Origin of the sequence: Flagellimonas halotolerans (assembly GCF_035818535.1) — a bacterium.
GTDB classification, from domain to species: domain Bacteria; phylum Bacteroidota; class Bacteroidia; order Flavobacteriales; family Flavobacteriaceae; genus Flagellimonas; species Flagellimonas halotolerans.
The window spans coordinates 1-24,783 of record NZ_JAYKYV010000023.1 but is presented as its reverse complement, the minus strand read 5'-3'; the positions used below and the strand labels follow the sequence as shown (position 1 = coordinate 24,783).

Genomic DNA, 24,783 nt, shown 5'->3' with positions numbered 1-24,783 from the left:
CCCAAGAGAAAAAAAAATAACCAGCTCCACTAAAAAAGTGGCTTAATAACTTGTAATTTATTAGAGTATATGAAAAAGTAAAATTGATTAACAAGGGGTTAATGGCACTAAGCAATAATTAACCACTATTGAAGAAAAGTTAGGGAAGGTTTCTCAGACTTCCTCTTTATATATGTTGGGCAAGCGAACATCAAACTTAACCGCAACCAACCTTAAAGAGATCACAACCAAGATAGCTGCTATGTAGGCGTAGCTATCCTTTATCGGAAATTGCATAAAGAGAAAATAACTGGCACCACCCAAAATACAAGTGGTCGCATAAATTTCCTTCCTTCGGAAAATAATCGGGATTTCGTTGCAGAGCATATCCCGTATCACACCACCAAAGCAGGCCGTCATGGTGCCCAAAAATACGCACATAATGGGCAACAGTTCCGCTTCCAGGCCCTTTTCCACCCCAACCATGGTATAAAGCCCAATACCGATGGTATCGAACAGAAACAACGATTTTCTGAGGTATTTGAGCTTGTTCACGAATATGATGGCAAAAACCACCGAAATAAAAATAGTGGTCACATAGGTAAGGTCCTGCATCCAGCCCACGGGAGTGTTGCCGATCATCAAATCCCTCAAGGTCCCGCCACCGATTGCGGTGACAAAGGCAATGATAAGCACGCCAAATAAATCCAGACGCTTTTCCATAGCGACCAAAACCCCGGAAATGGCAAAGGCCACTGTCCCCAATATATCTATAGTTTGATACAGCATGACTACATTTTTTGTGTATAGTAGTTGTAATCTTTGATGACAACATCTACAAATTCGATGGGCCGCAGAACAGTCTGTACCCCTAATACATCTTTGATGCGTTTATCCAACGAAACTATAACATTGTGGTTGCCGTTGATTTTGGCCTTATCGTACAACTCTTTGATGGTTTGCATTTCCTGGTCCTTAAAAATGGTTACCTGCGGAAATGTTGGCTTATAATCTTCGGGCAGTTCCCTTAACAAAGTATCGGACAACGACACTCGCTTCTTTTCACTTATCACCGTGGTCCCGGCGGCAATATCACCGATTCGCTGCCCCTTTCCCCTAATTAGAATGGTCAACACGGCAGCACCTCCCGAGGTAAGGCCAACATCAATAATGCGAAGGGCCCATCGCACAAAATAATTCCCGAAATTAGGTTTGGAACCATCCAGTTTTACCACCCGTAGATTCATGGCCCCCTTTCCTATGGTCTTGCCATCCATCAAGGTTTCAAAAAGCAAATAATAAAAAAAGGCGGGCAGGGTAAGTATCAAATAAAAAGCCCATTGATCGTCCAGATCAACCTCAATGGACATCAAAAAAACAAAAACCAAAATGGTGTAAACCAAAATAATGAAACTATCGATAATATAAGCCAGCATGCGCTCACCAAGGTGGGATGTGTTTTGGTTGATGGTTATATTTTGGGCCGTTTCTATTTGAAATTGTTCCATATTTTAGTTTCTTTACTTACAAACCATCAAATTTAATGCGCGAAGCCGCTTTTGTTAGGCAAAATAAGGATAAATGGGCCGCTTTTGAAAATGCCTTGCTCAATAAAGGGCAACTTCACCCCGATGAGCTTTCCGATCTATATATTGAGATCACCGACCACCTGAGTTACGCGAAGACCTTTTACCCTGGCAGCAACACACAGGTTTACCTGAACACCCTTGCCTCGCAAGCCCATCAAAAAATATATAAGACCAAACGGGAATCCCGAAACCGTATTGTCCATTTTTGGAAAACAGAATTTCCGACCATGTTCAAAGCCCATCACCGTGAACTATTGATTTCTTTTTTGGTATTTGCCTTTTTTGTAACAATTGGTGCATTCTCCTCCGCCAACGAGGGTGATTTTGTCCGGTCCATACTGGGCAATGGGTATGTGAACATGACACTGGAAAATATTGAAAAGGGCGATCCTATGGCGGTTTACAAAGACCAAGGGGCGTTCAATATGTTTTTGGGCATTACCATCAACAATATTAAAGTGGCCATTTATGCATTTGCCTTTGGTATCTTTTTAGGAGTTGGCACCCTTTACATTTTACTGCAGAACGGAATCATGCTAGGGAGTTTCCAATACTTTTTTTATGAAAAAGGACTGTTGTGGGAATCGGCCCGAACCATTTGGATCCATGGAACCATTGAAATATCGGTGATAATCATTGCAGGATGTGCCGGACTGGTCTTGGCCAATGGCATACTTTTTCCGGGCACCTATACGCGACTGGAATCTTTTAAACGAGGGGTTAAAAACGGGCTGAAGATAATGGTAAGCACGGTTCCCTTTTTTATTGTTGCGGGTTTTTTGGAAGGGTTTGTCACCAGACATACGGAAATGCCGGATGGGTTGGCAATTTTCATCATATTGGGATCGTTGTCCCTAATATTTTTTTACTACATCATTTATCCATACCAAATCCATAGAAAAACCGCTCATGCAGACAACCAATAACTACATCGAATTTAAAAAACAGCGTGAATTGGGAGAGATCCTTTCCGATTCCTTTGGCTTTATCAGAAATGAGTATAAACCTTTTTTTGGCACCATTTTAAAAATTGTAGGCCCCTACATTTTGATCATGCTGATTTCCATGGGGTTTTATATGTACACCATTGGAGACATTTTTAACCTGAGTTCCATTGGCAATCCAACGGCAACCCAAACCTATTCACCATTTATTATGGTTTTTGCCATATTGGCCTTGATACTTAGTTCTATTGCGGCCTATGTTCTTGCACAGGGAACCGTGTTGCACTACATAAAATCATACATCAATAACAAAGGGGCCGTAAATTATGATGAAATCCGACAGGGCGTATATGGTTCTTTTTGGTCCCTGATCGGTTTGGGAATCTTGGTCGGGCTGTCCGTAATGATAGGCGCAATATTTTGTTTGATTCCGGGGATTTACCTTGCCGTGCCCTTATCCGTTTCGTTCGCCATTTTGGTATTCCTTAAAAAGGATGCCATGGAATCCTACCAATATAGTTTTACCTTGATCAAAGAAAATTGGTGGATGACCTTTGTGACCCTTTTTGTGGTTTACATTATCGTTGCCATTGCCACCTATGCCTTTAGTTTGCCGACCATTATCTACACCTGGATCAAAATGGGGGTGTTTTCCGGCGAAATGGATGCGGAGAATTTCAATGTTTTTAACGACCCCATCTATCTTTTGCTAAATATTTTGAGCACCTTGATTAGGTTCCTGATGAACATTATTTTTTTAGTGTCCACATCCTTGATATTTTTCAACCTCAACGAAAAGAAAAATTTTACAGGTACTTTTGAACGTATTGAAAGCCTTGGGAAACCTTCAGAGGAATAGATGCGCAAAAAACTGATTTTATCATTCTTACTCGTATCCTGGACAATATTTTTTGCCCAAAACGATTCCATTGTCAAATATGATGAATCGGACATTGAACCTATTGAATTCAGTAAAGAAGACCTCGACACTTACAAGAACGATAGCGCGTTCAACTATGAGGAAGTAAAGACCGAAAGCAGTTGGTGGACCGACCTCACCAACTGGTTCTATACCATCTTACGTCGCTTTTTTGAATGGATTTTTGGCGTGGGCAAGGCCGAAGGCCATTTGGCCGTTTTTTTGGAGATCCTCCCCTATTTGCTCCTTGCCCTATTCTTATACCTGGCAATTCGCTTCTTTGTCAATTCCAATATGTACGGGATTGGCAAAAACAAGAAAAACCTGAATGTGGTGTCCCTATCGGAGGAAGAACACATCATTAAAAACGAGGACATACAACAATTGATCAAAAATGCCCTAGCGGATAAAAATTACAGGCTCGCCATTCGGTACTATTACCTCTACATCTTACAATTGTTATCGGAGCGGGAATTGATAGACTGGCAACAGCAAAAAACAAATGATGATTACATAACGGAACTCTCCGAAAGCACCCTAAAAAACGACTTTGGAAAGGCTACCCTGCTCTACGACTACGTTTGGTATGGGGAATTTGATATTGACCACGAACGTTACCAAAAGGCAGAAGTTGTATTTAATTCCTTAAAAAGAGCAATTACAGATGTTTAAAAAGGGATGGATTTACATAGCGATCGGTGTGCTGACCCTTGGGGCCATATTTTTGATGGAATACAACAAACCAAAAAAAATCAACTGGTTCCCATCTTATGTTTCCCATCATAAAATACCTTATGGCACCCTTGTATTGAACGATTTGATGGAAAAGCACTTTCCAGATGCGATACAACAAATCCATAAACCGCCTTTCGAATTCCTAAGCCGTACCGACTCCATAAAAGGCACGTACTTTTTTGTGAACGAATCCGTCTCTTTTGAAGAGGCCGAATTGCACTCCCTATTGGAATGGGTGGAACAAGGCAATATGCTATTTGTTGCTTCAAGGTCTTTTGAAAAAAAATTGCTGGACACCTTACATTTGGAACAAGGCAGTGTTTATAATAATGGTCTGGAGCCTCTTTTTTATTATGAGCTCGTAAATCCAAAATTCAAGAGCAAGAAAGCGACATTTGGCAAGGACTATTACACCCCTGGTTTTGAACGAATAGATACCTTACGGACAACGGTTCTTGGTCAAGTGTATGCCCAAGCGGATAGTACGGATACCATCACCAAACATATAAACACCATAAAGCAACCTTTTGGCAAGGGAACGATTGTTTTGACCAGCTTTCCAAAAGCATTTACCAACTACTTTATCCTAAAGGATGATAACCAAGCATATACTGCGGGCCTATTGTCTTATCTGGACGGTAAAGGACAAATCTACATGGACAACTTCCACAAATCGGGAAAATCCTTTTACACCTCGCCCATGTACCTCTTTTTGAATACCAAAGAATTTAAATGGGCCTATTACCTTATTCTTATCGGTGCCCTTATCTACATTATTTTTGAAGGAAAGCGGAAACAACGTGCCATTCCTGTTCTACCCCCGTTAAAAAACCAGACCTTGGCCTTTACAAGGACCATAGCCGACATGTATTTTGAAAAAGGGGAACTGCACCTGATAACAAAACATAAAATTGATTATTTTTTGGAATACCTCCGTACCAAATTGCATGTTTCCACCCAAAATTTGGAGGACGAAACATTCTTGCGGAACCTGGCCATGCGGAGCAATACCGATTTGGAAGATGTAAAAGCTTTGATGGACATGATTTCAAAACTGAGGGCCAAACCGAACGTAACCGAAATTGAATTGAAAAACCTGAATCAAAAAATAGAAGCATTTAAAGCAAACGTTGATGGAAAATAACGACTTGAACTTTGACAATAGGGTTCCCTTGGAAGCATTGAGGGACACCGTGGAACAGATAAAAAAAGAACTATCTACCATTATCGTGGGCCAAAAGGATTTTATAGAGCTTCTGATCATTTCCATTTTGGCAGATGGACATGCGCTGATCGAGGGTGTTCCCGGCATTGCAAAGACCGTGACCGCCAAGCTCTTCGCAAAAACGCTCAAAACAGAGTTCAACCGAATTCAGTTTACGCCCGATCTAATGCCAAGCGACATTTTGGGAACTTCCGTTTTTAATACCAAAACCACGGAGTTTGAGTTTAAAAAAGGCCCCATCTTCTCCAATATTATTTTGATCGATGAGATAAACCGTGCCCCGGCCAAAACACAAGCGGCTCTTTTTGAGACGATGGAAGAACGGCAGGCCACAGTGGACGGCACTACCTACAAAATGGGGCAACCATTTATGGTATTGGCCACCCAAAACCCCATAGAGCAAGAAGGAACCTATGCCCTACCCGAAGCACAACTGGACCGGTTCCTTTTTAAGATCAAAGTGGATTATCCGTCCGTTGAAGAAGAAGTTGTGATCTTACAAAACCACCATGAGCGCAAGGGCGAAAAACCACAAGACCAGATTAAGGCGGTGCTTACCCCTAAAAAACTATTGGAGTTCAAAAAGAACATTCACGAAGTGGTCGTAGAGCAAAAGATATTGGATTACATCGCCAACATTATAACACAGACCAGGAACCATCCACATTTGTATCTAGGTGCTTCACCAAGGGCCTCCATTGCCACCTTGACCTCGGCCAAGGCATTTGCAGCCATTTCAGGACGGGATTTTGTTATTCCCGAAGACGTTAAAAAAGCCTTGGTGCCCGTGCTAAACCACCGCGTAATTTTAACACCTGAAAGGGAAATGGAAGGCATGACCACCGAAAATGTAGTTTCCATGATCATGGAGTCTGTTGAAATCCCCCGATAAGCATGGCATTCCTTCGGTCGCTATACATCCATAACACTTTTTTCAGGTACATCGCCGTGCTTTCCGCGTGCTTTGTAATTTCCTATTGGGTACCGCTCCTATACCCCATAGCTTGGTTGTTGGTGTTTCTTTTGATGGCACTCCTTGTGTTCGACCTCTATTTATTGTACTCCACCTCCAAGGCCATCAAAGCCCAGCGGAACCTGCCCCAAAAATTATCGAACAGCGATCAAAATATACTATCGGTACATCTAAGCTCCAAATACCCTTTCAGGACAGGGGTTTCCATAATCGATGAATTACCGGTTCAGTTCCAAAAAAGGGATTTTGAACATAAAACCCGATTACTAAAAGGGGAACCACATTTTTTCGAATACTCGGTACGTCCCGTGGAACGCGGCGAATATGTTTTCGGCAACCTGATTATATTTGCATCCTCTCCCTTGCGCATCATCAAAAGAAAGTTTGTGTTCCAAAAGGACCAAATGGTGCCTGTTTATCCTTCCATCATACAAATGCAGCAATACGATTTTTTGGCCACAAGCAATCGTTTGACCGAATTTGGACTGAAGAAAATAAGACGTATTGGAAATACCCAGGAGTTTGAACAGATCAAAGAATACATTAAAGGGGACGATGTACGGACCATCAATTGGAAAGCCACGGCAAAAAAGAACCAATTCATGGTAAACCAGTACCAAGATGAAAGGTCACAGCCCATTTATTCCATAATTGATACGGGAAGGGTCATGAAAATGCCCTTTAATGGCTTGAGCCTATTGGATTACGCTATCAATTCGGCCTTGGCCTTTTCCAATGTTGCCCTAAAACGAAACGATAAAACAGGATTGCTCACATTCTCCAAAAAGATTGAAACCTTTGTTCCCGCCGTGCAGAAAATCACGCACCTAAATACCATCATGGAGAACTTGTACAATATTTCCACTGCTTTTTCCGATTCCGATTTTGGCTTATTGTACGCCCAGGTAAAACGAAAGGTCAACCAACGAAGCCTATTACTGCTCTACACTAATTTTGAGCACATATCCGGCTTAAAACGTCAACTGCCCTTTATACTGGCCATGGCCAAAAAACATGTATTGGTAGTTATTTTCTTTGAAAATACAGAGTTGGAATCCCTTGTTGCAGAAGATGCGGAAGATTTACAGGCCATCTACCATAAAACCATTGCAGAGAAGTTTTCTTTGGAAAAACGGCTGATGCAAAAAGAACTCCAGAAATATGGCATACAGACCATTTTGACCAAACCCGAGGAATTGACCGTCAACACCATCAACAAATACCTGGAAATAAAAGCTAGGGGGATTATTTAATCCACTATATATTTTTAGTTTGAACAAAAACGGGTGAAAAGTGGGGTGAGAATGCCCGTCTTGACCACTTTGGTGAAAAGTGCACTGCAAAAGCTGTTTTTGGTGCTGTCCATGGCCCGTAAAACAATGCCCAAATGGCAGAATTAAAAAGAAAAGCCCCTTAATAGGGCTTATTCGAGGTCTGTTTTTCTTGAATCAGGGGCTTATGCAACGATTACCATCTTTGTTTACTGTAGTTATTTAAATATTCTTCTATCAAAAGGGAATTCTGTAATATCCAAAATTTTTATTTTTTTAAATTCTTTATGATAAGGATTAATTAGATAATTGGAATCCCCTTGAACAACTGCTGACGGAACTTTCAAAACACAAAAGTCTAAAGAGTCAATGAATTCATCGCCTAATTTTTGAGTACTAATATTTGGTGGATGATTATCCCAGTTTTCAGGAAGGACTTTTAATTTGAGTTCTTTTATTTTTACGCTATCTGGTATGTCTATCTCAATCATCACATAATCACTGGGCAAAGTAGCAAGGCTTAAATGCACTGCTACCTCAGCCATAGCCAATGCTCTACTTTCGGCTGAATAAATTATTTCTGTTCCTTTTGAATTCCATCTATTTCCTGACTTAGAAGCGCCTTTTCCGCTTAATTCTTTAGAAAATTTTTTCCTTGAAAGTCTAAATACTCTCATTATGCGAAAATTCCTTGGTCAATTCTATTTAACTCACCCATTACCAATTCCTTTCCATAAGAGTCTTTTAATAGCTCAGCTGGTTTTAAATTGCCGAGTGCATAAGAAGGCGTGTTAAGCCATAAATAAAATTGTTCTGCAGAATCAAATACTTCATTTCCGAAATTTGTGACTTCTGCTAATTCTATTATTTTTTCAGTATGGATAGGCTTAAAAAGATAATTAGCATCATTACTATGTCTCTGTAATGTTTTTTTAGATAGGTTCAAATATTCAGCCCAATCATCTTCTGTAAAAGGTGTGATTTCTTTAATTTCACTAAACAACTTGTAAGGCAAGCCTTCTCGTATTGCTCGAATTATTAGCATTTTATTTTCAAAAAAATCAGAATATGTGATGTTTTTTGCTTTGATTTTTATTTGTGAAGATTTACCTATACTTCGAACGTAAACCTTAATCGCTTTATCGACAGCTGTTAAATCGTTTGAATGTTCTTTTTGTTTCTCAGCTAGCATAATTTTGATATTTGTCTATAAAAATAAGACATTTGTCTCGAAACTCAAAATTAAGGAAGAGTTTTTAATTACAGCCAACGGTTCCCGGCTATGAGTAGTTATGTGGTTTGGCTGTTAACTTTGCAAGAATACACCGAACTGAAGATCTAAGAGGATTTTCTGAAGTGGTTAATAGTAAGCAATTACTTATTGCCATTGAGTCAGTTGCACAAGTTAAGCAAAAATCCGTGATGATTATTAGGACAGTACATAAAGGGTAAACAGCAGAGCACGGTGGAACCAGTATTCGGTATACCCTGACCCAATTCATGGTCCTACTAAAGGTAAACTCCATAGGACTGGGACAGGCTAACAAGTGCATGCACCTCTCGACCATCGTCTACAACCTTAAAACCTACCTGTAGAGAGGTACAATTTTCTGGTTTTCACTTAAAAAATTACTCGGATTGACGGATTTTTACAGTTAACCCCTGATTGGAAAGCCCCAATGTATTCAATGACGGAAGTTTGCCATCCAATACAACAAATTCCGATTTTGGGTAAAGAAACTGCTTTCGCTTCTTTACGTCCAGATTGGAGTAACGTCCGCGCAAGTGCCTTCTATCATCTTTTTTAGAGAAAAGGTCTATGGTAACGCCCACGGTAACGCCCCCTAAAATGGTTGCGGCGAGATCATCGTTGTCCCAACCATTTGGTCGCTGCCCTGCATCCACGGTTTCTTTGGCCAAACCAATAAGGGTACTCCCGGCTACCGAACCTATAAAAGTCCATATTCGATTACCTTCCGTGGCTTGCTTGGCTATTCCGGCCCCAGCAAGGCCAAAGAGATTACCTCCCAAAAAATGGAGTGCTTTGTCCCGCTCCACTTGCCCATAGCAATGCGAGGCGAGCACAAAAAAGAGTAGTGTGGGGATTAGTGTTCTCATTGCGCAGCGTAAAAGTATTAAAAGTTTCCTAAACTTTTGGCGGAATGCTTTAATAGTGCTGAATTTCAGCTTTTGCCTGGTTGAATTCAGTCATTAGTTCTTTAACTATTTCTGCTGCAGGTGTTATGTTATGGATCAAGCCGGAAACTTGGCCTATTTCCAGTTCGCCTTCTTCCATATCCCCCTCGAACATACCGCGTTTGGCCCGGGCCCTTCCCAATAGGTTTTTTAAATCTTCTATGGAAGCACCTTCGGCATAGGCTTGCTGTACATCTTTAAAAAATTTGTTTTTGAGCAAACGTACTGGTGCCAGCTCCTTCAAGGTCAATTGGGTATCCCCTTCTTGGGCATCAACCACCCGCTGCTTAAAGAGTTCGTGGGACGATGCCTCGGGGGAGGCTACAAACCTACTCCCTACCTGAACGCCATCGGCACCCAAAACCATAGCTGCCAACATGGCCCTGCCCGTGGCAATACCTCCAGCGGCAATTAGGGGTATCTGTATTTTTTCTTTTACCGAAGGTATCAGCACCATGGTCGTGGTCTCATCCCTTCCGTTATGCCCTCCAGCTTCAAAACCCTCTGCCACTATGGCCTCCACTCCAGCATCTTGGGCTTTCAATGCGAACTTTACACTACTCACCACATGAACCACGGTAATTCCTTTCTCTTGAAGGAATTTGGTCCAAGTTTTCGGATTTCCCGCAGAGGTAAATACAATTTTCACCTCTTGGTCAACAATAATCTCCATCAACTTTTCAATGTCAGGATACAACATGGGAACATTGACCCCAAAAGGCTTATCGGTTGCTTTTTTACATTTTATGATGTGCTCTTCCAACACCTTGGGATACATACTTCCCGCTCCTAGCAACCCCAATCCACCTGCATTGGAAACCGCAGAGGCCAAACGCCAACCGCTGGCCCAGACCATGCCCGCTTGGATGATAGGGTATTCAATTCCGAAAAGTTGCGTGATTTTATTTTGCATGAAGGTTTTGATTCAGATTTCCACCAAAATAATCAAAATAAATAAGGATTCCGGTTAGGAGATCACTCCTGAACCGATCAACTCATCATTGCTATACCAAGCGGCAAACTGCCCTTCGGTAATGGCGGACTGTTTTTCTTTGAAATCCACATACAAGCCGTTTTCTACTTTGTAGAGTGTTGCCGCTTGCAATGGCTGTCGATATCTAATTCGGGCCATTACTTCCATAGTTTCATCTTCCTGCAAAGCCAAATCCGGGCGTACCCAATGGAGTTCGTCCTCCTTTATGAACAGCGTATTTCTTAAAAGCCCCGGATGCGTTTTCCCCTGACCGGTATAGATGATGTTCTTCTCCACGTCGGTATCGATTACGAACAAAGGTTCCTTGGTTCCGCCAACATTGAGGCCTTTTCGCTGCCCAATGGTAAAATAATGCGCGCCTTGGTGCACCCCGACCACTTTACCGTCTGTTTCGGAGTATACAGGCTTTTCGGCTTGGAAAACCAATTTTTCCCGTTCATTTTGAAATGCTGGAACAGCAATCGAAAATTGTGCGGCATCACTAGGCACTTCCACGATCACCCCTTTTTTGGGCTTTAATTTTTGTTGCAAAAACTCGGGCAGATGCACTTTTCCTATAAAACACAATCCTTGGGAGTCCTTTTTATCGGCCGTGATCAAATTGTTGTCTGCCGCTATTTTTCGAACCTCAGGTTTTAACAATTCACCAATTGGGAACAAGGTCTTGGACAACTGTTCTTGCGACAATTGACAAAGAAAATAGGATTGGTCTTTGTTCGGGTCTTTACCGGACAATAACTGATAGGTTTCCGTACCATCGTCATTTTGGATGGTTCCTTTTCTGCAATAATGTCCTGTCGCCACATAATCGGCCCCCAATTGTAGGGCGATTTTAAGGAACACATCAAACTTGATCTCCCGATTGCACAGCACATCGGGGTTGGGGGTCCTTCCTCTTTCGTACTCATTGAACATATAATCCACGATTCGCTCCTTGTACTCCGCACTTAAATCAACGGTTTGAAAAGGGATTCCCAGTTTTTCGGCCACGATCAATGCATCGTTGCTGTCCTCCAACCAAGGGCATTCCTCCGAAATGGTCACAGAATCATCATGCCAATTCTTCATAAACAGACCGATTACATCGTACCCCTGCTCTTTGAGCAAATAAGCAGCTACGCTTGAATCCACTCCTCCCGAAAGTCCAACAACAACCTTTTTCATTGCAATGATTTAAGGCTACAAAAATACGAATTGACGTTAATTAATAATGGTAAATATATCCTAAAGCAACTGCTATGAAATTATAACCGACATGTGCTTAGAATTTTAATTTTGTTAAAGTTTTAACCTAAAATGTTAAACACTATTGTAATTATTTTGTTTAATCATATTTTCACATTGTTAAACAAACACCTAAAATAACATGAAAGCTCTAAAACATTTAACCCGATTGACCCTTTTATTGGTATTTATTGGATTCACATCGTGTTCCGATGATGACAATGGACCTATGCCTCCTGAACAGGAAGGAGATAATATTGTTGAAGCCGCACAGGCAACCGCCGAACTTAGCACTTTGGTCGCCGCTCTTCAAAAAGCGGATGAGAGCGCCAATAACGACTTGGTTGCTGCTTTAAGTGGTGAAGGCCCATATACGGTTTTTGCCCCAACCAATCAAGCATTTACAGATTTGCTTGCACAACTGGATGGTTTTGATTCCTTGGACGATTTTAGCTCCCAACAACTGCAAGACCTATTGGCTGTAATTTTGACCTACCACGTGGTTGGCGATGCTGCCCTATCCACCGATTTGAGCAACGGAATGAGCCTTACGACCTTACAGGGTTCCTCCTTGCAAGTATCCACCGAAGGTGGCGTGTTTATTCAAGATGCAACCGATGTTGCCGCTGAGGTGACTACCGCAGATATTGAAGTTTCCAATGGTGTTGTACATATTATAGACAAAGTTTTATTGCCCCAGGCTATTTTGGATGAACTGGCCGACATTATCCTAATGCCCATTACCGATTTGGCCATTGGCAACGAAAACCTACAGAATTTGGTTGCTGCCCTTACCGCGGCCAACGGGGATTTACCCACCGTATTGCGTGGCAATGGACCTTTTACCGTATTGGCCCCGACCGATGAAGCCTTTGAGGCTTTCCTTGATGGTGCAGCGCTAGAGGACGTTCCCGTGGATGTATTGACCAATGTATTGCTTAACCACGTAATCAGTGGTGAAGTTACCTCAACAGACTTAACAGGACTTGGTTCCGGTTACACAAGTACTTTGGCCACTGGGGCCGGTGAGCAAAATGTAAGCTTGTTCTTCGATACCTCTGATGGTGTAACCTTTAATGGTGTTGCCTCCGTGGTTACTCCAGATGTTAAAGCTATCAATGGTATCGTGCACGTAGTTGATGCCGTAATAGACATTCCAAATATTGTGGACCATGCGGTTGCCAACCCAGGACTTTCCTCTTTGGTAGGTGCATTGACCGATGGTGGAAACACAACCTTTACAGATTTACTATCCAACGAAGAAGAAACGTTCACTGTATTTGCTCCTGGAAACGATGCCTTTGGTGCATTTACCAATCCTAATGCCAATGATTTGAATGCTATTTTGGCCAATCACGTGATTGTGGGAGCCGCTGCGTTCTCTTCGGATTTGACAAATGCTTATGTGAACACAGCTGCTGAGTATGCTGCTGACGAGAATTTAAGTTTATACATTAATACGGATGATGGTGTAACCTTAAACGGTACAAGTAAGGTGGCCATGGCGGACATTGTGGCAAGCAACGGGGTAATCCATACCGTGGATGCTGTTATCGACTTGCCAACAGTGGTAACTTTTGCCGCTGCCGACCCGAACTTCTCTACCTTGGTATCTGCATTGACAGAGTTGACGCCAAGTACGGATTTTGTGAGCGTATTATCGGCACAAGACGGTGTGGGAAGCGATCCATTCACCGTGTTTGCTCCTACCAACGAAGCATTTGGTGCCTTGGCCAGCATTCCGGCCGAAGCTGACCTAATACCCATATTGCAACACCATGTGGTGGCAGGTGCCAATGTTCGATCCGGTGATTTGAGCGATGGAGCCACAGCTACCACTTTGGAAGGCGATATGATCACCATCAACCTACCCGGAACTGGTGACAACATTGCAGATATTACCGACGGTGCCGGAAACATGGGCATTGGTATTGATGCCGTGGATGTACAAGCCATCAATGGTGTCATCCACGTAGTGGATACTGTACTCATCCCGGACACTTCAAACTAACTGGTTTTTGATTGATGGATAATGCAAAAAGCCCCCTCAAAACAAATTGAGGGGGTTTTTTATTGCATAAAATTTACCGTTCATCGATAACACATCAACAAGGGATTATTTACCCACAAAAACCGACGGTTTTACAACTTTTAATTTTTTGGATAGGCGTGATGTCGCATCTTTGGAGTCCCAAATCTTTCCAAACTACACCTATAAATGGAAACTCCCCCAAGAAAATCTTGAGGGAGTTTTTTTTTGAACCGAAAAGCAGTTACCCCAGTACTATCTTTTTCCTGATTTCTTTTGCTCTTCGGCCTGCTCCATCATTTCGCGCATTTTACGCTGGAACTTGTTTTCCTTTTTAGGTTTCTTTTTGTTCTCCTGTATTTGTGCGTGGATTTTATCCTCGTCCAGAATGTAGTTCTTGATGGCCAACATAATAAAGATGGTAATCAAGTTGGAAACGAAATAGTACAAACTCAACCCACTTGCATAGTTGTTAAAGAAGAACAACATCATAACGGGCGATAGGTACATGATAAATTTCATGTTCGGCATGCCGGGCTGCTGTTGCATCTGCATGCTCTGGCCCGTTGTCATCTGCATATAGAAGAATATGGCCACGGATGCCAAAATCGGGAACAGGGATACGTGGTCACCGTAAAAGGGTATGGTGAACGGCAACTCAAAAATGGTGTCGTAAGACGATAGGTCCTCGGCCCATAAAAAAGGTTTTTGCCGCAACGCAAAGGAAGTCGGGAAAAACATGAACAGGGAGTAGAAAATGGGCAACTGCAGCAAGGCAGGTACACAGCCGCTCATAGGGCTCACCCCTGCTTTGTTGTACACCTTCATGGTCTCTTGCTGCTTTTTCATGGCATTGTCCTTGTACTTTTCGCTGATTTCCGAAATCTCCGGCTTCAACACCTTCATTTTGGCCTGCGACAGATACGATTTATAGGTGACGGGCGAAAGGGCCAATCGAACTAAAATCGTCATAATAACAATGGCAATTCCATAGGGTAAAAACGAGCTCAAGAACGTATAGAACGGTGTAAATACGTAACGGTTGATCCAACCAAAGATTCCCCATCCAAACGGAATGGAATCGGCAAGGCCCAAATCCTTATAATCATCCAATACCTTTACATCGGTGGGCCCGTAGTACCAGTACATGTTTTGTGATAGTTCACCACCTTGCAGCTCCAAAGGGGCCCGTGTGGTATATGCTTTCGTAAATTGGAGTTCCTTGCTCTCTTCCTCGACCAAGTTTGTGGATGTTAGATCGGCAGTCTTAAAATGCTCATCGGTTGCTAGAATAGAGCTGAAAAAATGCTGACGGTACGACAACCACTTTACATCCACTTCGGTTTCCTCATCAAAATCACTGCTCTCGGAAAGCTTGCTGATGTCACCATCATCGTGATTGTACGTTAGACGGGTATATCTATTTTCGTACTGCACGCTTTTATTGTGGCGAATACCTTTAAGGTCCCACTCCAAGGTAACAGGCTTACTGGTATTGAAAACTCCGCTCAAACCTTGGGAACGCACGGTAAAGTCCACCAAATATTCTTTTGGTTTCATTTCGTAGCGGTATTCCAAAAATTGATTGTTGGCCACTTTGGCCTTCATGGAAAGCACATGGTTGTCCCCGCTTTGGGTAAGTGACGGTTCAAAATACAAATCCGCCGTATTGAGAACGCGATTGTCCGATGTGGTAAAATTCAGTGCAAAGTTGGCATTGCCATCTTTTACCAAAAATACGGGAACGGAATCGTAGGTGACAAAATTCTTCATTTTGGCCTCAATAATCTGCCCTCCTTTATTGGATACTTTCAGTTGAAGTACTTCGTTTTCCAGAGTGGTGGTTCCATCCGAAGTCTGGGTGAAACCAAATGCCCCGACCGTATTTTTGTATTGGGCCACAGCGGTGGAATCGTTAAGATCTATGGTCTTGGTTTCCTTTACGGGTGCAGTTTTGACCGCCTCCTCCGCTTTGGCTTCCTCCGCCTCTATCTGCGCTTGCTCTGCTTTTTGTGCCTCTAACTCTTCTGGCGTAGGCTGATTTTGGTAAAACATATATATGAGTATCCCAAAAATCAGTACAAATCCAATAATGGACTTAATATCCAGCTTCTTTTCTTCCATGAATATTATTTAGTAGAAATATTTTATTGGTATTTCAGGTGGCAAATATATGCCCAAAACCCCGTTTTATGCCAAACTGGCATTGTTTTGTTTCTGCTTTTGGGCCAATACCGCTTTTACAAACCCCACAAATAACGGATGCGGACTCGCAACCGTACTTTTGTACTCTGGGTGGTACTGCACACCGACAAACCATGGATGCGAAGGAATTTCCACCACTTCCACCAAGCCTGTTCTTGGGTTCAGCCCAGAAGCAACCAATCCAGCTTCCTCCATTTGCTCCTTGTAGGCATTGTTGAATTCGTAGCGGTGCCTGTGTCGTTCTTCAATATCGGAAGAACCGTATACCTTCTCCACCAAACTGCCTTCTTTTAGGTGACAGTCCCAACTGCCCAAACGCATGGTTCCGCCCATATCGGTAATGGATTTTTGTTCTTCCATTAAACTTATTACAGGGTCTGGCGTATTTTTATCCATTTCGGTGGAGTTGGCTTTTTCCAGACCCAGCACCGTTCTGGCAAATTCAATAACCGCCATTTGCATGCCCAAACAAATCCCCAAGAAGGGAATATCGTTTTCACGGGCGTAACGAACGGCCAACACTTTCCCCTCTATACCACGTTCACCAAAGCCGGGGGCAACTAAAATGCCGTCCAAGCCCATCATCTTTTTGTCAATGTTTTTGGCCGATAGATGTTCGGAATGCACCGATCTTACCTCAACATCCACTTCATTGGCCGCACCTGCATGGATAAAAGCCTCTTGTATGGATTTGTAGGAATCGGGAAGTTCGACGTATTTTCCGATCAATCCGATGGTTACCTTATGTTTTGGGTTTTTATGGCGTTGCAAAAACTCCTTCCATTGATCTAGGTTGGGCTGGGTATCGTTGGGAAGTGCCAACTTTTCCAAGGTAACGGTATCCAAGCCTTCTTCCTGCATCAATAAAGGTACATCGTAAATGGTGGATGCGTCTATGGATTGGATTACAGCCTCTTTTCTTACATTACAGAAAAGCGCCAATTTTTCCTTGATGTCCTCCGAAATCTGATGTTCGGTACGGCACACCAAAATATCCGCTTTTATTCCGCTCTCCATCAATGTTTTGACCGAGTGCTGCGTGGGTTTTGTCTTTAACTCCCCTGCCGCAGATAAAAACGGCACTAGGGTTAGATGGATTACAATACCATTATGCTCGCCCAATTCCCAAAGCAACTGCCGAACAGATTCAATATAAGGCAATGATTCGATATCCCCTACCGTACCCCCGATTTCGGTGATAACAATATCGTAATCCCCACTATTGCCCAAAATTTGGATGCGCTCCTTAATTTCGTTGGTAATGTGGGGCACTACCTGTACTGTTTTGCCCAAAAATTCACCTCTTCGCTCCTTTTCAATAACGCTTTGGTAAATCCTGCCCGTAGTCACATTATTGGCTTGGGAAGTGCGTACGTTCAAAAAACGTTCGTAATGGCCAAGATCCAAGTCCGTTTCGGCACCATCATCGGTCACATAACATTCGCCATGCTCATAAGGATTCAGCGTTCCAGGATCTACATTTATGTAAGGATCTAATTTTTGTATGGTGGTCCGGTACCCCCTGGCTTGCAGTAGTTTGGCCAAGGATGCGGCGATGATTCCCTTACCCAACGAAGAGGTAACGCCTCCCGTAACGAAAATGTACTTGGTATCTGACATATTGCTCATTCTATTACGGGGCGTAAAATTACTAATTGCTGGGCAAAAATCAGGAAGATTCGCGAGGAAAATCTTTTTGCAACTTTCTTATGATGGGTTCCAGGTTGTTATCCTTTATCGTCAACATCGTATTTAGGTAATCACCCAGTTTTCCTTTGGGAAATCCTTTTTGACGGAACCAGACCAAATAAGGCAAGGGCAAATCCACAAGGTAACGCCCTTTGAATTTACCAAAGGGCATCTTGTAATGTGCCAGCTCCAAAAGCTGTTTTGAATCGGGACGTATTTCCATATCTAGGTCGAAAATACTATCTTTCCCATAACAAATCCGAAAAATGAAACGTAGAAATTTTATAGCCACTGCTGCCGTCGGGTCTGCAGGTTTGGCTTCAGCCTCTGCCATGGCGGCCAGCCAAGGGCAAACCAAAACCTTTAAACTCAAGCACAACATCAACCACAGTGTATGCGAATGGTGTTTTAACGACATCCCGCTGGAGGATTTTTTAAAGACATTGAACGAATTGGGCGTTAAAGCCATTGATCTCGTAGGCCCCGACAGATGGCCCATATTAAAAAAGTACGACATACATTGCTCCATGTGCAACGGTGCTGAAATTGGTTTGGCCGAGGGATGGAACAATCCTAAATACCATGAGCAGCTGATCAAAAACTACACGGAAATGATTCCGAAAGTGGCCGAAGCGGGTTATACCAACCTTATTTGTTTTAGTGGCAATCGCAACGGGATGAACGATTATGTGGGGCTTCAAAACTGTGTGAACGGGCTTTCCCAGATTATGCCTTTGGCCGAAGAACACGGTGTAGTGATCCAAATGGAACTTTTTAACCAAGTAAACCACCCCGATTATATGTGTGACAACTCTTTATGGGGTGTGGAACTTTGCAAGCACTTGGGCAGCGATAATTTTAAATTGTTGTTCGATATCTATCATATGCAGATCCAAGAAGGGGACATTATCCGAAGCATACAAAATTACCACCCTTATTTTGGACACTATCACACTGCTGGTGTTCCCGGCAGGCATGAAATTGATGAAACACAGGAATTGTACTACCCTGCTATCATCAAAGCAATTCACGATACAGGTTTTACAGGGTACGTGGCCCAAGAGTTTATCCCTACCTGGGATGACAAGATCCAGGCTTTAAAAGATGGGTTTATGCGGTGTGATATTTAAAAAAGAAACACTTTTAGTTAGTTTGATATAGAAATTGAGGGGCCAGTCCCCTCAATTTTTTATTCCATAGCTAAAAAATGTCAACCAATTAAGGGGAAATACAATTAACCTTTTGCTTCGTTTTTCAAGGCTTCAGCTATCTTTTGGTTCCATTCCAACTGCTTCTCACGGTTTCGGGAAAAGTTGGTCTCCCAATCGTATCGCTCTTGGTAGGTTTGCAGCTCCCTTAAAATATCGCTATAAATCTTTCTGACCTCTGCCTTTACATCATCGGAAAAAGAAGTTCTACGTAATTTTTCCCGCATCTTACGGGCAAATACCTCGGTAATATCAAAATGGAGCTGTTCGTGGGCCAATGTGTTCTCGTTGCACAGTTCGGGTCGGTACCAAGACTCGTTGGGGTAGAAATAGGCGTTAACCTCAAAATCCAAATTCACCTCGTGGTGCAACAGATTGGCCGAATAGGTATAGCTGATGCCGCTCGCAGTAGTTGCCGCAGATTCCTCCCCTGGTGGCACTTTCCCCTTAAAATCGGCCCAAGTGAGCCGTATGTCCTCATTCCAAGGGAACCCCTCCTCGATTTCCTGTGCAAATCCCAAAAAACCAAGTAGAAAAATACATCCTATGGCAATTATTTTACCCAATTAAATTCGATTATTTTTTCAATATCGGGGTGCAGGCTATAGTGCACCGGGCAGGTATTGGCCGTATGCACCAAAATTTTCCTGTGCTTTTCGGACACCGATGACGGCAACTCGAATTTTACCTCGATTTTGGAAATTCTTCTTGGGTTTGCCGCCATGTGCTTGGTTACCTCGGCAGTGGACCCCGTTAAATCCACATCCATATCACGGGCCTTTATCCCCATCATGGTCATCATACAATTAGCCAAGCCGGTCGCCACCGTGTCGGTTGGTGAAAAAGCCTCGCCCTTTCCGTTGTTATCAACCGGGGCATCGGTAATAAACTCGTTTCCGGAACGTACGTGCACACAGGTAGTGCGCAGGTTTCCGTTATAGGTTACTTTTGACGTCATTTTTGAGCTTAACTTCTTTTAATGTAAGGTTATCATACTGCATAATGTAGCAGGCCCGGTTAAAATAGCCGGAAGTCCAGTCGTTGAAATAATCAAAGCCGTTTCCTGCATATTCTGTTAGACCGATATACTTCGAAGTTTCGAAAAGGTTCTTCTTGTATGCGAGCTTTAGCAGTATGTCCATAGTTATATCAAAACCGCGAACAGCATATCTATCCGGTAAGTTTCCATTGTACTTTTTCATGTATGCCCTGGTAAAGGCATCATTCTTGGACGCCCGGTAGAACGATGAAAAGGTAAACCTAAGATTGGAAAGATGGGTCCTGGAGACGGCCTCATCATCAAAAGCATCGTTATAACTCGTGGTAAACATGCGTACCTTGATTTTCTTGGTCTCTTCGGAATCCACCATGGAAGCTGTGTTGGCCGAGTTCAGGATAGAAGTAACGCTGGACACCATATTGGGCTGATCTGTTTCGAGGAACACCCAATTTTCCTTGTCTTCGGATAGTTTGATCAAAAATTCATCCAAATGCAATGATTTGTTGTCGATTACCTTTGCGATTTGTGCTGCCGGGAATTTCCTCAAAATGGAATCATGCGCTACTTGATGGGTAGAATCCGCAATGATTATCACGTTTTCGCCCTTATGGATTTTTTCCATATGGGAGAGCATTTTATCCCGTAGTACAACATCCCTTGGTACGGAGTAGAATACATTGGCATGGCTCAACTTACTATCTGAAGCAATTGGGGCGATCACAGGAATGTTTTTTGCCGAAGCTTGAACAGCTGCTTCGTCCAAGGGCCCGGCTGCCAATGGGCCTATAATGGCGTCTACCCCGGTTAGATTTTCCCTAAATAGGATTTCTTTGACCTTGGTTTGGTCCAGTTGGGTATCGTAGGTTTTAACATCCACCGAGACCCCTAACTTTTTAATGGAATCCAAAGCCACCATGGCCCCGGTATAAAATCCAAGGCTCAATGCTATGTCCCTACGGTTTTTGATCAGTGCCTCGGCCTTTTCAGTATCGGCCACATTTACCTTGTCCAATCGGAAAGGAAGCATAAAAACCAGTTTGGGCCTGTTTTCCACATTAATGCTGTCCACCAAATTGATCTTATCCAGAACCAAGGCATTCTTCACTTCCAATTCCTCTGCCTTTTCTTTGGGCAATTTTAAGACCATTCCAGCTTTTAGCCCATTTTCCAAGGCCGGGTTTAAACGGAACAGCTCATCCCTGGTAATTTTCAGGTTTTGGGTGATTCTGAATATGTTTTGCTTAGGCTTTACTTCGTAAAAAATAAAGTTTTCCGTGTTCACCTCGCCTTCTATGTTCTTCTTTTTGGGGAGTCGTACCACCATTCCTTCTTTTAGGCCACCCTCTTTCATGATCTCGGGGTTGAGCCTTACAATGGAATCCGTTGGAATACCATACTCCCTTCCCAAACTGTAAAGGGTCATTTTTGGCGGTACGGTATAGGACGTAAACAATTCCACCTTTTGTTCCTTGAGGCTATCGCCTTTTGGCCTTGGCAGTTTCAATTCTTCACCAGCGGCCAAATAGTTGGTGTTCTTGTCCAATTCCGGGTTCAGCACCAAAAGGCTATCCACACTTATGCCATATTTGTGGGCAATGCTCCAACGGGTTTCCTTGGGCTGAACAGTATAGGTTTCAAAATCCAACTCCTTTTCTTCATCGGGGTCCACCTCGGGAAACACAGGGATTTGGAGCACCATCCTACGTTCTAGGGTTTCGGAATACAATTTGGTGTTGTATCTCTTTAGTTGATCCTCGGTAATGTTGTATTTCTGCGTTAGTCCAAAAAGGGTTTCCTTTCTTCGTACCCTGTGCCGTATGAAACGAATCGGCTTTACCTCTTCTTCCTCTTGTTCCTCTTTTGTCTCCGTTTTGGTTTCAACAGGTTTTCCGTTCAAGGGAATTATAAGTATGGTGTTTTCCTTTACATCGGAAGCACTTTTGATTTCCTTGTTGGCCTGTAAAATGCTGTAGGGCGTTACCCTGTATTGTTGGGAAATGCTTTTAAGCGTTTCCCCTTCCTTTACAGCATGTGTTGCGTAGTTTTGTGCGGATACCGGCACCATGGCCAACAAAAAGACCATGGTAAAAACCAGTTGTAACATATGTTTTTTCATTCCCATTCTATAGTTGCCGGTGGTTTTGAGCTAATGTCGTACACCACTCTATTAACGCCTTTAACTTTATTTATTATATCATTAGAGGTCTTTTGCAGGAATTCGTAGGGTAAATTCACCCAATCGGCCGTCATTCCATCGGTGCTTTCAACAGCTCTGAGTGCCACACATTTTTCGTAGGTGCGCTCATCTCCCATTACCCCTACACTATCTACGGGCAAAAGCATGGCTCCGGCCTGCCAAACCTTGTCATAAAGTCCCCATTTTTTGAGTCCATCAATAAAAATGGCATCCACTTCTTGCAAAATAGCCACTTTTTCTGCGGTTATATCTCCCAAGATACGGATTCCAAGACCGGGGCCCGGAAACGGATGTCTTCCCAAAATTTCTGCGGGCATATCCATACTTGCCCCCACTCTTCGCACCTCATCTTTGAACAACATTTTCAAGGGTTCCACCACTTTCAATTTCATATAGTCGGGCAATCCGCCTACATTGTGGTGACTTTTTATTACCGCTGATGGTCCACCGCTGGCCGATACCGATTCAATCCTATCCGGATAAATGGTTCCTTGCGCCAACCATTTCGCATTTTCCACTTTGTGGGACTCATCATCAAAAACCTCAATAAAGACCCTGCCGATGATTTTTCTTTTACCTTCAGGGTCCGATTCTCCTTTCAAGGCATCCAAAAAGCGTGCCGAAGCATCAACACCCTTAACATTTAATCCCATATGCTTGTATTGGTCCAAAACACTTTCGAACTCGTTTTTGCGCAAAAGACCGTTGTTCACGAAAATACAGTACAAATGATCGCCAATCGCTTTGTGCAACAACATGGCCGCCACACTGGAGTCCACTCCACCGGAAAGTCCCAAGATAACCTTTTCATCACCGATTTCCTTGCGAAGCTCTTCCACGGTTGTTTCAACAAAAGCATCCGGCGTCCAATCCTGTTTTAATCCAGCAATGTTCACCAAAAAGTTTTCCAAGAGTTTTTTACCATCGGTGGTATGGTACACTTCGGGGTGGAATTGAATCCCGTAGGTCATTTCACCATCAATCTTATAAGCTGCATTTTCAACATCGTGGGTACTGGCCAAACGGATGGCCCCTTCGGGCAATTCCTTAATGGTATCGCTATGGCTCATCCACACTTGGCTTCCTTCGCCAATATCTTGTAAAAAATCATCTTCTGGATTTACATAGGACAGATTGGCCCTACCATATTCCCGGGTGGCGGATGGTGCTACGTTACCACCATGAAAATGGGACAGATATTGTGCACCGTAGCAAATGCCCAGCAAAGGTTTCTTGCCTTTTATTTCGGACAAATCGGGATGCGGGGCTTGCTCCGAGCGCACCGAGGAAGGTGAGCCCGAAAGAATAACCGCCTTGTAATCCGATAAATCCTCGGGCAGTTTATTATATGGTTTAATTTCTGAGTAAATGTTGAGTTCCCTAACGCGTCTTGCAATCAGTTGTGTGTACTGGGAACCAAAGTCTAGGATGAGTACGTTGTTATGCATGGGCAAAAATAGCAATTTGCTTTAGTTGCAAAAGTATCTTTTAAAGGATATTTAAGACAACTTTTTCCATGAAGTAATTCCAATGGGTTATCAACAACCCAATCTTTATAAAGGTGCCCTACACTTTCTTTTGAAAAAAGTACACGTTTATCTAGTTTTTTTCTTAACTGATTTCATTATTTCTTTGCCCTTTAAATAACACTGACCATGATCAAGGGATTTATTTTTGATTTGGATGGCGTAATCACAGATACTGCCGAACTGCATTACGCTGCTTGGAAAAAATTGTCGGACGATATGGGTTGGCAATTTGATCGCACCCTTAATGAAAAACTACGGGGAATATCCAGAATGGATTCCATAAAAGTGATTATGGACCATAACGGGCTTAGCTTGGACGATGCCACCATTCTTGAACTTGCCACAAAAAAGAACGACATATATGTTGAAAGTCTGGATAGCATGACCCAAGAGGATTATCTACCGGGGGCCAGGGAACTTTTAACACATTTAAGGTCCGAGGGCTTTAGCGTTGCCCTTGGTAGTGCCAGTAAAAATGCCCATAAAGTGTTGAAACAGCTCAAGGCCACCCATTTTTTTGATGTAATCGGTGATGGCAATAGCGTTTCCAAAAGCAAGCCTGCCCCGGATATTTTCCTTTATGCCTCGGAAAAATTAGGACTGCGCCCAGAAAACTGTATTGTTTTTGAGGATGCGGAGAAAGGGATAGATGCTGCCAAAGCCGGTAACTTTCACAGTGTGGGCATAGGTCCCGAAGAGCGTGTAGGACATGCCGATATTAGGTTCGACACCATGAAGGAGGCTACGCTGTTCGAAGTTAAATCACATTTCAAGGATTTGTTCTAAAATCATTTTAAGTCTGAGTCGTCCTAAAATAGGTTGACAGTTTTTAATAATTAAATCAATCCAGCGAAGCTAGCTTCGCTGGATTTTTTGT

General features: G+C 42.9%; 23 protein-coding genes and 1 pseudogene. 10 read left to right on the top strand and 14 right to left on the bottom strand.

Translation table 11 applies throughout. The features are described 5' to 3' along the window. Positions 1-153: 153 nt before the first annotated feature. Together VM932_RS16270 and VM932_RS16265 are read right to left on the bottom strand one after the other, a co-directional pair. A complete protein-coding gene (locus VM932_RS16270; RefSeq protein WP_326280286.1) occupies positions 154-768 on the bottom strand; it encodes a trimeric intracellular cation channel family protein in 615 nt (204 codons plus the stop codon). Positions 769-770: 2 nt separating this feature from the next. Further along, complete coding sequence (locus VM932_RS16265; protein WP_326280284.1) at positions 771-1,487, bottom strand: RDD family protein; 717 nt, start codon at positions 1,485-1,487, stop codon at positions 771-773. A 35-nt stretch (positions 1,488-1,522) separates the two neighbouring features. Here VM932_RS16265 and VM932_RS16260 point away from each other — a divergent pair, with 35 nt between their 5' ends. From VM932_RS16260 to VM932_RS16235, 6 genes are read left to right on the top strand one after another with little or no spacing between them, the layout of a single operon-like run. Further along, entirely contained in the window at positions 1,523-2,494 is a 972-nt protein-coding gene (locus VM932_RS16260) for a stage II sporulation protein M (protein WP_326280282.1), read from the top strand. Then, a complete protein-coding gene (locus VM932_RS16255; protein WP_326280280.1) occupies positions 2,478-3,371 on the top strand; it encodes a hypothetical protein in 894 nt (297 codons plus the stop codon). The genes VM932_RS16260 and VM932_RS16255 overlap by 17 nt, the downstream gene beginning before the upstream one ends. Continuing rightward, positions 3,372-4,103 carry a DUF4129 domain-containing protein gene (locus VM932_RS16250; RefSeq protein WP_326280279.1) on the top strand — a complete coding sequence of 244 codons (732 nt, stop codon included), beginning with the start codon at positions 3,372-3,374 and terminating at the stop codon, positions 4,101-4,103. Beyond that, entirely contained in the window at positions 4,096-5,310 is a 1,215-nt protein-coding gene (locus VM932_RS16245; protein ID WP_326280277.1) for a DUF4350 domain-containing protein, read from the top strand. Before VM932_RS16250 ends, VM932_RS16245 begins: the two co-directional genes overlap by 8 nt. Continuing rightward, entirely contained in the window at positions 5,300-6,283 is a 984-nt protein-coding gene (locus VM932_RS16240; protein ID WP_326280275.1) for an AAA family ATPase, read from the top strand. Before VM932_RS16245 ends, VM932_RS16240 begins: the two co-directional genes overlap by 11 nt. Positions 6,284-6,285: 2 nt before the next feature. Continuing rightward, positions 6,286-7,617: a DUF58 domain-containing protein gene (locus tag VM932_RS16235; protein WP_326280273.1), complete on the top strand. Its 1,332-nt coding sequence runs from the start codon at positions 6,286-6,288 to the stop codon at positions 7,615-7,617. A gap of 236 nt (positions 7,618-7,853) precedes the next feature. Here VM932_RS16235 and VM932_RS16230 read toward each other — a convergent pair whose 3' ends face one another. Next, positions 7,854-8,312 carry an RES family NAD+ phosphorylase gene (locus VM932_RS16230; RefSeq protein WP_326280271.1) on the bottom strand — a complete coding sequence of 153 codons (459 nt, stop codon included), beginning with the start codon at positions 8,310-8,312 and terminating at the stop codon, positions 7,854-7,856. Continuing rightward, positions 8,312-8,827, bottom strand: a complete 516-nt coding sequence (gene parS, locus VM932_RS16225; RefSeq protein ID WP_326280269.1) for a type II RES/Xre toxin-antitoxin system antitoxin — start codon at positions 8,825-8,827, stop codon at positions 8,312-8,314. Before parS ends, VM932_RS16230 begins: the two co-directional genes overlap by 1 nt. Before the next feature lie 240 nt (positions 8,828-9,067). On the opposite strand from parS, the pseudogene VM932_RS16805 reads away from it, so the two are divergent. Then, positions 9,068-9,228: pseudogene (locus VM932_RS16805) on the top strand (IS1182 family transposase); the annotation flags it as partial. Positions 9,229-9,264: 36 nt separating this feature from the next. On the opposite strand, the gene VM932_RS16220 reads toward VM932_RS16805, so the two are convergent. Genes VM932_RS16220 through mnmA form a run of 3 tightly spaced genes read right to left on the bottom strand, consistent with a single transcriptional unit; the run spans position 9,265 to position 11,989 of the window. Further along, positions 9,265-9,753 (bottom strand): hypothetical protein, encoded by a 489-nt coding sequence (locus VM932_RS16220; RefSeq protein WP_326280267.1) that lies wholly within the window; start codon positions 9,751-9,753, stop codon positions 9,265-9,267. A gap of 49 nt (positions 9,754-9,802) precedes the next feature. Continuing rightward, complete coding sequence (locus tag VM932_RS16215; protein ID WP_326280265.1) at positions 9,803-10,744, bottom strand: NAD(P)H-dependent flavin oxidoreductase; 942 nt, start codon at positions 10,742-10,744, stop codon at positions 9,803-9,805. Positions 10,745-10,798: 54 nt separating this feature from the next. Further along, positions 10,799-11,989, bottom strand: coding sequence for a tRNA 2-thiouridine(34) synthase MnmA (gene mnmA, locus VM932_RS16210; RefSeq protein ID WP_326280263.1), 1,191 nt, complete (start codon positions 11,987-11,989; stop codon positions 10,799-10,801). A gap of 202 nt (positions 11,990-12,191) precedes the next feature. Between mnmA and VM932_RS16205 the strand changes: the two genes are divergently transcribed. Next, positions 12,192-14,060 (top strand): fasciclin domain-containing protein, encoded by a 1,869-nt coding sequence (locus tag VM932_RS16205; protein WP_326280261.1) that lies wholly within the window; start codon positions 12,192-12,194, stop codon positions 14,058-14,060. A gap of 273 nt (positions 14,061-14,333) precedes the next feature. Here the strand turns inward: VM932_RS16205 and yidC are convergent, their stop codons facing one another. From yidC to VM932_RS16190, 3 genes are all read right to left on the bottom strand, one after another. Continuing rightward, complete coding sequence (yidC, locus tag VM932_RS16200; RefSeq protein ID WP_326280259.1) at positions 14,334-16,202, bottom strand: membrane protein insertase YidC; 1,869 nt, start codon at positions 16,200-16,202, stop codon at positions 14,334-14,336. 66 nt (positions 16,203-16,268) lie between these two features. Then, a complete protein-coding gene (pyrG, locus tag VM932_RS16195) occupies positions 16,269-17,903 on the bottom strand; it encodes a CTP synthase (protein ID WP_326280258.1) in 1,635 nt (544 codons plus the stop codon). Between the two features lie 49 nt (positions 17,904-17,952). Continuing rightward, positions 17,953-18,195 carry a DUF3820 family protein gene (locus VM932_RS16190; protein WP_163625618.1) on the bottom strand — a complete coding sequence of 81 codons (243 nt, stop codon included), beginning with the start codon at positions 18,193-18,195 and terminating at the stop codon, positions 17,953-17,955. A gap of 43 nt (positions 18,196-18,238) precedes the next feature. On the opposite strand from VM932_RS16190, the gene VM932_RS16185 reads away from it, so the two are divergent. Continuing rightward, entirely contained in the window at positions 18,239-19,102 is an 864-nt protein-coding gene (locus VM932_RS16185) for a hydroxypyruvate isomerase family protein (RefSeq protein WP_326280254.1), read from the top strand. Between the two features lie 104 nt (positions 19,103-19,206). Here VM932_RS16185 and VM932_RS16180 read toward each other — a convergent pair whose 3' ends face one another. The 4 genes from VM932_RS16180 to guaA are packed head-to-tail and all read right to left on the bottom strand — an operon-like array spanning position 19,207 to position 23,825. After that, positions 19,207-19,746, bottom strand: coding sequence for a DUF922 domain-containing protein (locus VM932_RS16180; RefSeq protein WP_326280252.1), 540 nt, complete (start codon positions 19,744-19,746; stop codon positions 19,207-19,209). Further along, positions 19,734-20,138 carry an OsmC family protein gene (locus VM932_RS16175; RefSeq protein WP_163625627.1) on the bottom strand — a complete coding sequence of 135 codons (405 nt, stop codon included), beginning with the start codon at positions 20,136-20,138 and terminating at the stop codon, positions 19,734-19,736. Before VM932_RS16175 ends, VM932_RS16180 begins: the two co-directional genes overlap by 13 nt. Continuing rightward, entirely contained in the window at positions 20,116-22,296 is a 2,181-nt protein-coding gene (locus tag VM932_RS16170) for a LysM peptidoglycan-binding domain-containing protein (protein ID WP_326280249.1), read from the bottom strand. Before VM932_RS16170 ends, VM932_RS16175 begins: the two co-directional genes overlap by 23 nt. Then, the gene (gene guaA / locus VM932_RS16165; protein WP_326280248.1) at positions 22,293-23,825 is read right to left on the bottom strand and encodes a glutamine-hydrolyzing GMP synthase; all 1,533 of its coding nucleotides are present in this window, start codon (positions 23,823-23,825) and stop codon (positions 22,293-22,295) included. Before guaA ends, VM932_RS16170 begins: the two co-directional genes overlap by 4 nt. Positions 23,826-24,032: 207 nt before the next feature. On the opposite strand from guaA, the gene pgmB reads away from it, so the two are divergent. Continuing rightward, the gene (gene pgmB / locus VM932_RS16160) at positions 24,033-24,692 is read left to right on the top strand and encodes a beta-phosphoglucomutase (RefSeq protein ID WP_326280245.1); all 660 of its coding nucleotides are present in this window, start codon (positions 24,033-24,035) and stop codon (positions 24,690-24,692) included. Positions 24,693-24,783: the final 91 nt, after the last annotated feature.

Coding starts and splice junctions, on each gene's coding strand:
- VM932_RS16270 (WP_326280286.1), bottom strand. CDS start 768: ATGCTGTATCAAACTATAGATATATTGGGGACAGTGGCCTTTGCCATT.
- VM932_RS16265 (WP_326280284.1), bottom strand. CDS start 1,487: ATGGAACAATTTCAAATAGAAACGGCCCAAAATATAACCATCAACCAA.
- VM932_RS16260 (WP_326280282.1), top strand. CDS start 1,523: ATGCGCGAAGCCGCTTTTGTTAGGCAAAATAAGGATAAATGGGCCGCT.
- VM932_RS16255 (WP_326280280.1), top strand. CDS start 2,478: ATGCAGACAACCAATAACTACATCGAATTTAAAAAACAGCGTGAATTG.
- VM932_RS16250 (WP_326280279.1), top strand. CDS start 3,372: ATGCGCAAAAAACTGATTTTATCATTCTTACTCGTATCCTGGACAATA.
- VM932_RS16245 (WP_326280277.1), top strand. CDS start 4,096: ATGTTTAAAAAGGGATGGATTTACATAGCGATCGGTGTGCTGACCCTT.
- VM932_RS16240 (WP_326280275.1), top strand. CDS start 5,300: ATGGAAAATAACGACTTGAACTTTGACAATAGGGTTCCCTTGGAAGCA.
- VM932_RS16235 (WP_326280273.1), top strand. CDS start 6,286: ATGGCATTCCTTCGGTCGCTATACATCCATAACACTTTTTTCAGGTAC.
- VM932_RS16230 (WP_326280271.1), bottom strand. CDS start 8,312: ATGAGAGTATTTAGACTTTCAAGGAAAAAATTTTCTAAAGAATTAAGC.
- parS (WP_326280269.1), bottom strand. CDS start 8,827: ATGCTAGCTGAGAAACAAAAAGAACATTCAAACGATTTAACAGCTGTC.
- VM932_RS16220 (WP_326280267.1), bottom strand. CDS start 9,753: ATGAGAACACTAATCCCCACACTACTCTTTTTTGTGCTCGCCTCGCAT.
- VM932_RS16215 (WP_326280265.1), bottom strand. CDS start 10,744: ATGCAAAATAAAATCACGCAACTTTTCGGAATTGAATACCCTATCATC.
- mnmA (WP_326280263.1), bottom strand. CDS start 11,989: ATGAAAAAGGTTGTTGTTGGACTTTCGGGAGGAGTGGATTCAAGCGTA.
- VM932_RS16205 (WP_326280261.1), top strand. CDS start 12,192: ATGAAAGCTCTAAAACATTTAACCCGATTGACCCTTTTATTGGTATTT.
- yidC (WP_326280259.1), bottom strand. CDS start 16,202: ATGGAAGAAAAGAAGCTGGATATTAAGTCCATTATTGGATTTGTACTG.
- pyrG (WP_326280258.1), bottom strand. CDS start 17,903: ATGTCAGATACCAAGTACATTTTCGTTACGGGAGGCGTTACCTCTTCG.
- VM932_RS16190 (WP_163625618.1), bottom strand. CDS start 18,195: ATGGAAATACGTCCCGATTCAAAACAGCTTTTGGAGCTGGCACATTAC.
- VM932_RS16185 (WP_326280254.1), top strand. CDS start 18,239: ATGAAACGTAGAAATTTTATAGCCACTGCTGCCGTCGGGTCTGCAGGT.
- VM932_RS16175 (WP_163625627.1), bottom strand. CDS start 20,138: ATGACGTCAAAAGTAACCTATAACGGAAACCTGCGCACTACCTGTGTG.
- VM932_RS16170 (WP_326280249.1), bottom strand. CDS start 22,296: ATGAAAAAACATATGTTACAACTGGTTTTTACCATGGTCTTTTTGTTG.
- guaA (WP_326280248.1), bottom strand. CDS start 23,825: ATGCATAACAACGTACTCATCCTAGACTTTGGTTCCCAGTACACACAA.
- pgmB (WP_326280245.1), top strand. CDS start 24,033: ATGATCAAGGGATTTATTTTTGATTTGGATGGCGTAATCACAGATACT.